The 11,877-nt window shown below is 61.3% G+C and carries 9 protein-coding genes; 5 read left to right on the top strand and 4 right to left on the bottom strand.

Features of this window, described 5'->3' with window-relative positions; genetic code table 11:
* Positions 1 to 57: 57 nt before the first annotated feature.
* Positions 58 to 570, bottom strand: a complete 513-nt coding sequence (locus tag V7660_RS05990; RefSeq protein WP_335602215.1) for a pyridoxamine 5'-phosphate oxidase family protein — start codon at positions 568 to 570, stop codon at positions 58 to 60.
* Between the two features lie 150 nt (positions 571 to 720).
* Between V7660_RS05990 and phbB the strand changes: the two genes are divergently transcribed.
* Positions 721 to 1,440 carry an acetoacetyl-CoA reductase gene (gene phbB / locus V7660_RS05985; protein WP_335602214.1) on the top strand — a complete coding sequence of 240 codons (720 nt, stop codon included), beginning with the start codon at positions 721 to 723 and terminating at the stop codon, positions 1,438 to 1,440.
* A gap of 27 nt (positions 1,441 to 1,467) precedes the next feature.
* On the opposite strand, the gene V7660_RS05980 is transcribed toward phbB, so the two are convergent.
* Entirely contained in the window at positions 1,468 to 4,176 is a 2,709-nt protein-coding gene (locus V7660_RS05980) for a cation-translocating P-type ATPase (protein WP_335602213.1), read from the bottom strand.
* Positions 4,177 to 4,332: 156 nt separating this feature from the next.
* Between V7660_RS05980 and V7660_RS05975 the strand changes: the two genes are divergently transcribed.
* The 4 genes from V7660_RS05975 to V7660_RS05960 are packed head-to-tail and all read left to right on the top strand — an operon-like array spanning position 4,333 to position 9,630.
* A complete protein-coding gene (locus V7660_RS05975) occupies positions 4,333 to 5,205 on the top strand; it encodes a universal stress protein (RefSeq protein ID WP_335602212.1) in 873 nt (290 codons plus the stop codon).
* 9 nt (positions 5,206 to 5,214) lie between these two features.
* On the top strand, positions 5,215 to 5,964 hold the full coding sequence (locus V7660_RS05970) for an ABC transporter ATP-binding protein (RefSeq protein WP_335602211.1): 750 nt from the start codon (positions 5,215 to 5,217) through the stop codon (positions 5,962 to 5,964).
* Positions 5,958 to 8,333: an ABC transporter permease gene (locus V7660_RS05965; RefSeq protein ID WP_335602210.1), complete on the top strand. Its 2,376-nt coding sequence runs from the start codon at positions 5,958 to 5,960 to the stop codon at positions 8,331 to 8,333. The genes V7660_RS05970 and V7660_RS05965 overlap by 7 nt, the downstream gene beginning before the upstream one ends.
* Before the next feature lie 4 nt (positions 8,334 to 8,337).
* On the top strand, positions 8,338 to 9,630 hold the full coding sequence (locus tag V7660_RS05960; RefSeq protein WP_335602209.1) for an efflux RND transporter periplasmic adaptor subunit: 1,293 nt from the start codon (positions 8,338 to 8,340) through the stop codon (positions 9,628 to 9,630).
* Here V7660_RS05960 and V7660_RS05955 read toward each other — a convergent pair.
* Together V7660_RS05955 and V7660_RS05950 are read right to left on the bottom strand one after the other, a co-directional pair.
* Positions 9,627 to 10,802: an acetate/propionate family kinase gene (locus V7660_RS05955; RefSeq protein WP_335602208.1), complete on the bottom strand. Its 1,176-nt coding sequence runs from the start codon at positions 10,800 to 10,802 to the stop codon at positions 9,627 to 9,629. The two genes, V7660_RS05960 and V7660_RS05955, sit on opposite strands and share 4 nt — an antisense overlap.
* A complete protein-coding gene (locus V7660_RS05950) occupies positions 10,799 to 11,746 on the bottom strand; it encodes a bifunctional enoyl-CoA hydratase/phosphate acetyltransferase (protein ID WP_442910031.1) in 948 nt (315 codons plus the stop codon). Before V7660_RS05950 ends, V7660_RS05955 begins: the two co-directional genes overlap by 4 nt.
* Positions 11,747 to 11,877 lie beyond the last annotated feature (131 nt).

Raw genomic sequence — 11,877 nt, 5'->3', positions numbered from 1 at the left:
TAGGTAGTCAATTCCGTGAGCGAGCCTTTGACGCGCATCAAGCGTTTGACGCCCGCGTCACGGCCCCGTTGGAAGCAGCCATTTGTGTTTCATGCTTTCCAGGGACTCGGCGATATCCGTATCCGTTACCGTGAACGTATCGGCATGGCCGAAGCCGAGGCTGTAATCGAGTACGGAGAGGACGCTCGGCGTCAGCCGGAAGAAGGAAGGCATGACGCCTTCCATCGGATCCATATTCTCGATCTGCGGAAAGCGCTTCAGCATCAGGCCGATAACTTCAGCGCTTTCTTCCTGAGTGGTCATTTCGGCCGCATGCGCTGCCATCGACAGGCCCCGAATATGGTTCCAGTCCTGATAAGGCGGTGTGATGGTGAGAGAAACACGCGCGTCCCGGCGCATGTTACGAGCCTTCTGGGAATCGCTCCCGACACCGATGAACAGCGTCAGACCATCATGGACGAACGACACGGTCGTGTTCTGCGGGAAGCCATCGGGCCGGATCGTGGCGATCGCGGCATCGCGGTTGGCCTCAAGAATTTTGACGGCTTTTGCTTCAAGGTCGGCTTTCATCAGAATATCTCCCACGTCTTACGCCTCTTCAGGATCGCCGGATCCGAAAGGCGCGTGTTGACGCGTATCAAGTCATGGCTTTGATCCGGCGCAAGTTGCCAGGTGGACGATCCGGCTAGCTGAGGGGCGCATAGGCAAAAGGAACACGACATGGCCCGCATCGCACTGATTACCGGAGGGACAACAGGCCTCGGTGCAGCCACGGCGGACGCCTTGGAGGCAGACGGCTGCAAGGTCATTGTGACTGCCCGCTCGCCTGATAAGGCTAAAGCTTACAAGGCACCTGTAGGACGCGCTTGCTATGGCTGGGACGTCAGTGATTTCAATGCGTGCTCGGACAGTATCGCAGCCATCGAAGATGAGATCGGCCCGATAGATATTCTCGTGAACAATGCGGGTGTCACGGCGGATTCGATGTTGCACAAGATGTCGCCGGAGCAGTGGCAGTCAGTCCTGCGTGTGGATCTGGACTCCATGTTCAATACGACGCGCCAGGTCATATCCGGCATGCGCGAGCGAGGGTTCGGCCGGATCATCAACATCTCCTCGGTGAACGCTCTCAAAGGCCAGTTTGGCCAGACGAACTATTCCGCAGCCAAGGCAGGGGTCATCGGGTTCACCAAAGCCTTGGCTTTGGAGAGCGCGCGCAAGGGGATCACGGTCAATGCCATCGCGCCCGGCTATGCCGATACGGCCATGGTGGCCGCGGTGCCTGACGATGTGATGAAGAGCGTGCTGGAAGGCGTACCGCTTGGCCGTCTTGCCGAGCCGTCCGAAATCGCGCGCTGCGTGGCGTTCCTGGCTAGTGACCAGTCCGGTTTTATCACGGGCTCTACCTTGCATGTGAATGGTGGACTGTATCTCGCCTGAGATGGTTGATTGGCGTGGCTCTGTCCGTCAGCGAATGCGCCGTATGGCCAGACGCAGCTGTTTTTCCACCTCAAGCAAGCCAAACACGGCAGCCCCGGCGCCAATCACAATGGCGGCATAGAAAGGGGAGAGCGGGACGGTGCCAAATATCGTTTGAGCGGAGGGAATGTAGGTGACGGCCAGTTGGCCGGCCACGACAATAAAGAGGGCGGTCCAGACGGCAGGGGTCCCGCGCAGCCCAGCCAGCGTACTGGACGCGCCATGAAGGTAGCGGACAAAGAACAGATACGCGACCTGAAGCACGACCAAGGTGTTGAAAGCCACAGTCCGGGCAAGTTCCACGGACCCGGTCTGGTCCAGCGTATAGGTGAACACGGCAAACACTGCGGCCGCAAAGAGGGCAGTCGCAACCACGATGTCCGCCAGCAATCCGGTATCCAGCAGGGTTGCGTCCCGCTTGCGGGGCGGCTGCTCCATGCTTTTGGGCTCCAGGGGCTCCAGGGCCAGCGCGAAGCCAAGCGCCATTTCGGTAATCAGATTGATCCACAGGATCTGAATCGGGGTCACCGGCAGGGTCAGCCCGAACAGAAGGGCGAGGATCACGACGCTGGATTCTCCGCCGCCGGTGGGGAGTGTCCAGCGGATCAGCTTGCGGATATTGTCATAGATGCGCCGGCCCTCTGTCACGGCCGCCGCGATCGAGGCGAAATTGTCATCGGCGAGCACGACAGCAGCGGCTTCCTTTGCCGCCTCGCTGCCCTTTCGGCCCATCGCCACGCCGACATCGGCCCGCTTCAGCGCAGGGGCGTCGTTCACACCATCCCCGGTCATGGCGACGATCATGTTCTGGCTCTGCAGGGCCTGGACGAGACGCAATTTGTGCTCAGGGCTCGTGCGGGCGAAGACATTGGTCTCCAGGGCCGCATGAGCAAGTTCCACATCGTCCAGCGCGTCGAGATCCTTGCCTTCAAGGACGTGGCCGGGATATTCGAGCCCGATCTCTCTCGCAATGGCCGCCGCCGTGCCTGCATGATCGCCGGTAATCATCTTCACCCGAATACCCGCCGCATGGCAGTCGGCTATTGCCTTGACGGCTTCGGCACGAGGCGGATCTTTCAGGCCAATGACCCCGAGGAAGGTGAGGGTGCCCTTAAGGTCGTCCTCTGAGAGTTTCTGGTCCGGTTCGGCGTCGGCCATGGCGAAGGCAAGCACTCTCTGGCCCTGCGCCGCCAAGGCAGACGTCCTTGCCTTGATGAATTTGTGGTCAATCGGAACAGGTGTGCCGTCCGGCCCCATCATCTTTGTGCAGAGCGAAGAGATCACTTCGGGGGCGCCCTTGGCGCGCACATGCTGACCGGTTCCGTTTGTGGTCAGCGTAGCCATGAACCGATGGCGGGCATCGAAAGGCAGGACGGCGGTGCGGGGATGATCGCGTCGGACATCGTCGAGAGGGCCCAGAATTTTTCCCGCAAAGGCCAGAAGTGCGCCCTCCATAGGATCGCCGCTGACGGTCCAGGTTTGGGCGTCTTTGACAAGTCGTGAATCATTACACACCGTGGCTGTGATCGCGAGCTGCTCCAGAACGGACTGGACCGGCTCTGACGGTGCCGGCGATATGTCGCCGGTTGGCGTGTAGCCGTCTCCTGTGACATCGAAGGCCTGACCCGCAACAATGATCGCCGTGGCCATCATTTCATTGTGGGTCAGTGTGCCGGTCTTGTCAGTGCAGATGACCGAGACAGCGCCGAGTGTCTCGATGGCGGGCAGGCGACGCACGATGGCATTCTTGCCGGCCATGGCCCTGACGCCGATCGCCATGGTGATGGTCAGGACAGCCGGCAAGCCTTCCGGGATGGCCGCGACTGACAGGCCAACAACCGACATGAAGGTCTCGGAGAAGTCCGCATTTCGAATGAACACACCGAAGGAGAGCAGGGCCGCGCCAATCAACAGGATGAGGATGGTCAACCATTTCGCAAAGGCATTCATCTGGCGTAGCAGGGGAGTCTGGAGCCGGTCGACAGAGGAGAGCATGCCGCTGATGCGACCAATTTCGGTGTTTATGCCGGTTGCCACGACCAGTCCCTCGGCCTGGCCAGCCGTGACAATGGTGCCGCTGAAGGCGCAGCCTGTCCGATCCCCTAGCGGGGCATCTGCTTGGGATACGCCCACAGACTTGTCGACGGCTACGGATTCCCCCGTCAGGATGGCTTCCTGTATCCGAAGATGGCTCGACTTGATCAATCTGAGGTCGGCGGGAATACGGTCCCCCGCTTCGACGAACACGACATCGCCTGGAACCAAGGTTTCGGCTTCCACTGTCACACGCCGTCCATCCCGGTAGACAGCAGCATGTGGCGAGAGCAGAGACTCGATGGCTTCCATGGCCGCTTCTGCGCGGCCTTCCTGTATGAAGCCGATCACGGCATTGGCGAACACGACGAACAGGATGACTGCCGTGTCGATGGGATGGCCAAGCCACCATGTGATGGCGGCGGCTCCGATCAACACATAGATCAGCGCATTGTGGAAGTGACGGAAAAACCGCAGCAGGGCGGGGGTGCGCCGTCCGCGCGGTGTTCGGTTGGGGCCATATTCCTCCAGCCGGGCGTCGGCCTCAGCCTGGTTCAATCCCTTGCGGGATGTCGACAGCCGAGCAAGCGCGTCGTCGAGAGGCTCGGCGTGAGGCGGAGTCACAAGGGGGCTGGGCTTGGACCGATCAAGCATGGTCATCATCCGGCGATCCTGAACTGTCTAAGGAATAGTTACACAGGCAGGCGCCTCGCGCGTCTCCGTAGAAGTACGGATGGCGATGGAGTTTGATCCGGGTCAATGCAATACAGAGCTAGCGTAGAATAATACGTCTTACGGATCACAAAGAGAGCGGGCCCCATGATATTCAAGACCATCTTCGCCCCTTTGGCCTTCGAGGAAACCGCAAATCTGGTGACAGACACTGCACTGTCGCTGGCGGGAACGTTCAAGGGGCATGTGATGGCACATCATGTGCGCCAGCGGTTCACCGAGTATCCTCCCATGGAGTTCTATCCGACGTCCGGGGCTGCAACAGTACTGGCGATGGAGGGGCATGACGAAGCCGCAATCGTCTTTGCCCGGACCATGCGCGCGCAATTTGAAGAGCGCTGCGATGCAGGCGACGTTCATATCGTACCAGTGTCGGAGGCCCTGAAGCAGAATGGGGTTACCGCATCCTGGACCGAAGAGATTGGCCAGCTGCCAGTAAGCTACAGCATGGCGGCGCGCGTGGCAGACCTCGTCGTGATGGCCATTCCGGCCGCAAAGGAAGTCTATCCGGAACGGGAGCTCTTCGAATCGCTGCTCATGCAATCGTCCGCGCCTGTCTTCCTGACGCCGCGTTCGGGCCTTGCTGCGATGCCGCGTCGGCCCCTGGTCGCCTGGGATGGCAGCCTGCAAGCCTCCCGGGTCGTGCGGTGCGCCCTGCCCATGCTGCAGGAGAGTGAGGAGACAACACTCCTCACCATTGGGGAAACGGATGTGGGCACACCTAGCCTTGAAGCCGCGAAGCTATGGCTCGAACGCGCTGGGGTTCGTGTGAAAACCCGGTCCGTGGAATGGCCGGATCGCCCGATTGCGGAGCGTATCCTCAACCAATGCGATGCGACCAATAGCGATCTGGTCCTGATGGGCGGCTATTCGCATTCACGCCTGCGTGAGAACATCATGGGCGGGGTGACCCTGCACATGATCCGACATGCGGATCGACCACTCCTGATGGTTCATTAGGACGGGGAAATGAATGTATTGGCACGCTCACAGGCGCTGGCTCCAGATACCGACACCGGCGTGCTCCTCTCGGCCCGTGGCCTGACCAAGGTTTACGACACAGGCGAGGTGAAGGTTCAGGCGCTTCGGGGCATCGACCTTGATGTGCGCCGGGGTGAACTCCTGGTCATGCTGGGGGCGTCGGGCAGCGGGAAGTCGACCCTGCTGAACATTCTTGGCGGCCTTGACCGCCCGACCGAAGGCGATGTGCAATTTGAAGGCAAGTCGCTGACCCGTCGGTCTGATGCCGGCCTTACCCGGTATCGGCGCAACCATGTCGGTTTCATCTTCCAGTTCTATAATCTCGTGCCAAGCCTGACGGCGCGCGAAAATGTGGCCTTGGTCACGGAGATCGCCCGCGATCCCATTCCCCCCGAAGAAGCCCTGGATATGGTGGGTCTGGCGGCACGTCTTGATCACTTTCCGGCAGAATTATCCGGCGGCGAGCAGCAGCGCGTCGCTGTGGCGCGGGCAATTGCCAAACGGCCGGCACTCCTCTTCTGCGACGAACCAACGGGCGCGCTGGACAGCAAGACCGGTGTCCAGGTGCTGGAAGCGCTCGACCATGTGAACCGCGAACTGGGCGCCACCACAGTGGTCATCACCCACAATGTCGGCATCGCGGATATGTCGGACCGGACCATCCGGCTGTCCGATGGACTGATCGTGGATATTGACGAGGTGGGCCGAGCGAAAAAACCCACGGAGCTGTCATGGTAAGCTGGATTTCCGCGCTGGACCGAAAGCTCCTGCGGGATCTGTTCCATATGCGCGGGCAGGGCCTGGCGGTGGGGGCCATCGTTGCCTGCGGAGTCGCCATCATGGTGATGGCCCTGGGCGCCATCTCGTCCCTCGAACTGAGCCGGGACACATATTATGACCGGTACCGCTTCGCCGATGTGTTCTCGAATGCGAAACGCGCACCCGAACGCCTCGCAAGCGAGATTGCGGATATTGAGGGGGTCCGCACTGTCGAGACGCGAATTTCCCGCATGGTCACACTCGATATCGAAGGCATGCGCGAGCCGGCCAATGCGCAGCTTGTCTCCCTGCCTGAAAATGGCGTGCCGAGGCTGAATGGTGTCCTGCTGTATTCAGGGCGCTTTCCCGATCCCAGCCGGCCGGACGAGGCGGTTGTTTCCAAGGCTTTCGTGGACGCGCATGGCTTCACATTGGGAAGTAATGTCCGTGCAATCATCAATGGCCGCGCGCGTGATCTGGAGATTGTAGGAATTGGGGATTCTCCGGAACATGTCTATATGCTCGGACCGAGCGGACTGTTGCCTGACGAGAAGCGCTTTGCGGTGTTCTGGCTCAGCCGACGGGCACTGGAGGCTTCCTTTGATCTCGATGGGGCGTTTAACAATGTGAGTGTCTCCCTCAGTCCGGGCGCCAATCCGCAAGGCGTGATTGACGGGCTGGATGCATTACTTGCGCCTTATGGGACGGGCGGTGCCTATGGCGCGGAAGACCAGTTATCCAACGCCTTCATCGAAAGTGAGATGCAGCAATTGGCATCCATCGCCGCGATCATTCCGCCAATCTTCCTCATCGTGTCGGCCTTGCTGATCAATGCCATTCTCGCGCGCCTCATCGCGACCGAACGCCAGCAGATCGGATTACTGAAGGCCTTCGGTTTCGACCAGCGGGAGATTGCCTGGCACTATGTGAAAATGGCGCTCGGCATGGTGGTTGGCGGAATTCTGGTCGGGTTCGTTCTCGGCGCGGCGCTCGCGCGGCTCATGACCAATCTTTACGCGAACAGTTTTCGGTTCCCGGACATGATTTTCCGGCTCGATCCATCTGCGTTCGTGATCGGAGGCGGATCAGCCGCGATCGCGGCCATTATTGGGGCCATTGCCTCGGCGAGATCAGCGGCAAATCTCGCGCCTGCCGAAGCCATGTCGCCAGCCCCGCCGACGGTCTATAGCAAGGGAGTGCTCCAGCGCGCTTTTGCGCGGATCCATTTCGACGAGCCGACCCGGATGATCCTGCGTCACGTCACACGCTGGCCCATCCGGGCGGCCGTGACAGTCGTCGGGGTTGCGGCCGCTCAGGCCCTGCTGGTCGGGACGTTATTTGCCTTTGATGCCATTGACGAGATGCTGGAGCAGCATTTCAACCGCACCGACGCTTATGATGCGGCGATCAATTTCGTTGAGCCGATGAATTACAGTGCCGTGCGAGAAATCGAGCGATTGCCCGGCGTGCTGTCAGTCCAGCCGAACCGCGATGTTTCCATTCGGATACGCCACGGCCAGCTGGACGAGCGTGTGTGGCTGGTCGGTGTGGACCCCACAGGCCGACAGCGCCGGCTTCTGGATGACAACCAACGTTTCATGGACATGCCGGAACACGGCCTCGCATTGTCGTCCCAGCTGGCGAGCATGGTCATTGCGGGCGTGGGGGACCGGGTCACGCTGGAAGTGCTGGAAGGGGAGCGGCCCGTGCTCGACGCGCCGGTGACAGGCATCGTGAACGAAGCCATGGGCTGGCCGGCCTTCATGGACGTCGACGCCCTCGGAGACCTGCTCGGGGAAAGCGATGTGGTCAGCGGAGTCTATGCGATGATCGATCCGGACCGGGAGGCCGCGTTCAGCGAAGCGGTTCTTGCGCGCCCCGGCATCGCGAGCGTGGCCCTCCAGCGCGCCTCGATCGAGAGCTTCAATGAAACCATGGAAGAGAACATCAATATCATGATGACCATCTATGCGTTGATCGGCGGCGCGATTGCTGCGGCAGTTGTATATAATGCGGCCAGGATCAGCCTGACGGAACGGGGGCGGGAACTTGCCAGCCTGCGGGTCCTCGGCTTTACCGAGGGCGAGGTGTCCTACATCCTGATCGGAGAGCTGGGCTTGCTGGTCTTCCTCGCGCTCCCCCTCGGCGGGCTGTTGGGCATGGGGCTCGCCTATCTGGTGGCCTCCTCCATGGCGACCGAACTGTTCCGGATTCCCGTAACCATCGATCCGTCTACACATGGGATGGCCGCCACTATTGTTGTCGTCTCGTCTATTGCTGCGGCCCTGTTTGTTCGCCAGCGTGTTAAAACCCTCGACCTCATCGCCGTTCTCAAAACACGGGAGTGACCCCATGGCCCTTCGCAATCGTCTTCTTTTCTGGGCAGCCATTGCCCTCATCGTCCTGGCCCTGGCGGTCTGGGCCTTTTCCCCAAGGGCGATTGATGTGGATATCGTGGCGGCCCGCCTTGGATCGATGACGGTGTCCGTCAGCGAGGAAGGCGAGACACGTATCCATGACGTGTTTGAAATTTCCGCGCCGGTGGCCGGACGGCTCGAACGCATTGATCTGGACGCTGGCGACTGCGTGTATCAGGGGGAGACAGTGGTCGCGGTCATCCGTCCGGTGGCGGCCCCCGTGCTCGACAGCCGGTCCCAGAAGCAATTGTCGGCCGTCGCGGATGCGGCAGCAGCAGCGGTGACGGCGTCCAAGGCGGAACTGGACCGGGTGCGAGCCGAACTCGACCGCGCCACCACCGATGCCAACCGATACCGCCTGCTGGCGCCGGGTGGGGCGATCTCACGGCAGGTGCTGGAACGGTCCGAGGCCGAGGAAAGAACCCTGCAGGCTGCGGCCCGCGCGGCCGAAGCGGCGCTGGCCATGCGCCGTCAGGAACTGGCCGCCGCCCGCGCAGCCCTGCGTCCCAGCAGTGACAGCGAGGAAGGTGAACTGATTGATGTCATCGCCCCGATTGATGGCGTCCTGTTGCGCCGTTTGCGCCAGAGTGAGGGTCCCGTCGCCCAGGGTGCGACGCTGGTCGAGGTCGGCGATCCGGAGGAGATCGAGATCGTGGCAGACCTGTTGTCAGAGGATGCCGTCCGGATCTCACCCGAAGACCCTGTTGTCATCTCCGACTGGGGCGGACCCGTCCTGCACGGAAAGGTCCGGCGCATAGAGCCCTTTGCCTTCACGAAGGTTTCTGCGCTCGGCATCGAGGAGCAGCGCGTGAATGTCGTGATCGATCTGGTGCCCGGCCAGCCGGCGGACCGGATGGGGCATGGGTATCGTGTGGATGTGGCCGTGGAAATCTGGTCGCAGGAAGATGTGCTTACCGCGCCCATGACCGCGCTCTTCAAACAGGACCGGGCCTGGTCCGTCTACCGTATCGAAAAGGGTCGCGCCCGGCTGCGTCAGGTCGAAGTCGGCCACATGAACGGACAGGAGGCGCAAATCCTGGCCGGCCTGGAAGAGGGCGATATTCTGGTGGAGCACCCTTCAAACCGTATCGAGGATGGCGTGCTTGTGCGGGCCCGCGAAGCATTGCGGCCCATCTCGAATGGCCCGGATGAAACTGAGTCCGAAGCGGTTCAATTGTCGGCTTCATGGGATACGGCTGTCAGTGGGTGCGACTTCCTGATCCGCTAGAGCAGGGAGGCGCATTCGCGCGCAATAATGCGTTCTTCATCAGCCACGATGCGGACGACCGGCACCGAAGCATCCTTGGGTGAGAGGATAGCCGCATTGGCCGCGTTCGATTTCGTCTCAAGTTCAGGGCCCATCCAGCTCAGATGGCTTATGATCCGGTTGCGGATTTCCGGCGCGTTTTCGCCGACGCCTCCAGAGAAGGCGATGGCGTCGAACCCGCCCATCGCCACAGCCAAAGCGCCGGACTGGCTGGCGATCCTGTAGCAATAGAGATCAATGGCTTCCTCTGCCTCCGGCGCGGCGCTCTCGAGCAGGGTTTTGGCATCGCCGGAAATGCCGGAGACCCCCAGCAGGCCGGATTTCGTGTAAAGGAGATCCGCCACCTCATCCACAGGCATGCCGCGATCCTTTATGAGGTGTAGCACGACCCCCGGATCGAGGTCGCCGCAACGGGTTGCCATGGGCAGGCCGTCGAGTGCGGTCAGCCCCATTGAGGTGGCAATACTGCGGCCGTCGAGCATGGCGCAGGCACTGGCGCCGCTGCCGAGATGGAGTGCGAGGAGGCGCTTCGGCCGCGTCCCGAGAACCGAGCCGATGCTTTCTGCGATGTGCGCATAGGACAGGCCATGAAAGCCGAACCGCAAGATGCCCTCATCGCTGAGGGCGCGCGGCAATGCATAAAGCTCGGCAATGTGCGGCATGGTTCGGTGAAAGGCTGTGTCGAAGGATAGCGTCTGGCGCACTTCAGGAAGGGCGTTTTCGACGGCCTGAACACCTGCGAGATTGTGCGGCTGATGGGCCGGCGCAAAGATTGCGAGGGCCTGGAGGCGGTCAAGCGCGGCGTCACTGACCAGGACAGGGCCTTCAAACTCTGTGCCGCCATGCACGATGCGGTGCCCTATGCCGGCAAGGTGAACATCCTCATCCTGCCGGGCGAGCCATTTCGCCAATGTCGCGATCAAGTCCCGAGACTCGGTGACGCCGTCCACAGCACTTTGGAGTGTCTTGAGCTTGGAGGGATCGGAAGTGTCCACTCGTCGCGTGCCGGCCAGGTCACGCACGGCGCCGCGTAGCAGGCAGTCTCCCAATTCGCCGCTCGCCTGGATTTCGAACATCGAGAATTTCAGGCTGGAAGAGCCGACATTGAATGTCGCGACCGAGCGGCGGCTCATGGCGCGCCCCGCTGCCAATGGGCAACCGCAGCAGCAAAGGCACAGGACGCCATGCGCTCCTCTGCGCTATCGGCCCGGCTTGTCAGGATGATTGGCGCCGCTGCGCCGAGGACGATGCCAGCTGCGGATGCGCCGGCCAGATAGTCCAGCTGCTTGGCCAGCATGTTGCCGGCCTCGATCGTGGGCACGATCAGGATATCTGCATCTCCGCCGACAGGAGAGCGGAGCCCTTTCGTTGCCACGGATTCTCGGGAAACCGCGAGATCAAACGCGAGCGGGCCGTCGAGGATGCCTCCCTTGATCTGGCCGCGATCAGCCATCTTGCACAAAGCGGCTGCATCAATAGTGGAAGGAATGGTCGGGTCCACTTCCTCGGTTGCAGAGAGAATAGCCACCTTGGGCGGGTCAATGTCGATGGCGCGCGCAGCATCAATGGCGTTCTGGGTAATCCAGCGCTTGGCCATGAGGTCCGGCGCGATGTTCAGGGCGCCATCGCTGATGAGCAAGGGCTTCCGATACCCTGCGGTCGAGAGCAGGAAGACATGGCTCATGCGTCGCTCGGTGCGCAGGCCGCCCTCACGCTTGACCACTTCCGCCATCATTTCATTGGTGTGAAGCGCCCCCTTCATCAAGGCGTCTGCCTTGCCTTCATGAATGAGGTCCACGCAGCGAGCCGCGGCGCCGTGACTGTGTGGAGCGTCCACCTGTTCGATGCCGGACAGATCAAGTCCCGCCAGCTCCGCAGCCGCAGCGATCTTTGCGGCTGGTCCCACGAGGACAGGCGTCATGATGCCTGCAGCGGTTGCATCGAGCGCGCCCTTGAGGCTGGAGGCATCAACAGGATGAATGACTGCGACGCGCAGGGCCGGACCGGGCAGGGAGGCCGCCTTCGAGATGAGCCAGTCGAACTGGCCTTCCATGTCACTTGTCATGATGGCAGGCAGGTCCGGGCCATGTGTGGCTTGTTGCGGTTCACGCGTTCGCTCCCTCTAAACATTCTCTTCGTCCACTCAACTGCCAGCCGCCTCATCCTGCAAGTCCGGATAAGTACGTGTACTCCGGGTTATCCCGTATT

It is taken from the genome of Hyphomonas sp., assembly GCF_036964145.1.
Lineage (GTDB): Bacteria > Pseudomonadota > Alphaproteobacteria > Caulobacterales > Hyphomonadaceae > Hyphomonas.
Note: the sequence above shows the minus strand (reverse complement) of the source record. Positions and strands in the feature narration are given on the sequence as shown.

Excerpts from the sequence above, each read along its gene's own strand:
- V7660_RS05990 (WP_335602215.1), bottom strand. The coding sequence starts at position 570 with ATGAAAGCCGACCTTGAAGCAAAAGCCGTCAAAATTCTTGAGGCCAAC.
- phbB (WP_335602214.1), top strand. The coding sequence starts at position 721 with ATGGCCCGCATCGCACTGATTACCGGAGGGACAACAGGCCTCGGTGCA.
- V7660_RS05980 (WP_335602213.1), bottom strand. The coding sequence starts at position 4,176 with ATGATGACCATGCTTGATCGGTCCAAGCCCAGCCCCCTTGTGACTCCG.
- V7660_RS05975 (WP_335602212.1), top strand. The coding sequence starts at position 4,333 with ATGATATTCAAGACCATCTTCGCCCCTTTGGCCTTCGAGGAAACCGCA.
- V7660_RS05970 (WP_335602211.1), top strand. The coding sequence starts at position 5,215 with ATGAATGTATTGGCACGCTCACAGGCGCTGGCTCCAGATACCGACACC.
- V7660_RS05965 (WP_335602210.1), top strand. The coding sequence starts at position 5,958 with ATGGTAAGCTGGATTTCCGCGCTGGACCGAAAGCTCCTGCGGGATCTG.
- V7660_RS05960 (WP_335602209.1), top strand. The coding sequence starts at position 8,338 with ATGGCCCTTCGCAATCGTCTTCTTTTCTGGGCAGCCATTGCCCTCATC.
- V7660_RS05955 (WP_335602208.1), bottom strand. The coding sequence starts at position 10,802 with ATGAGCCGCCGCTCGGTCGCGACATTCAATGTCGGCTCTTCCAGCCTG.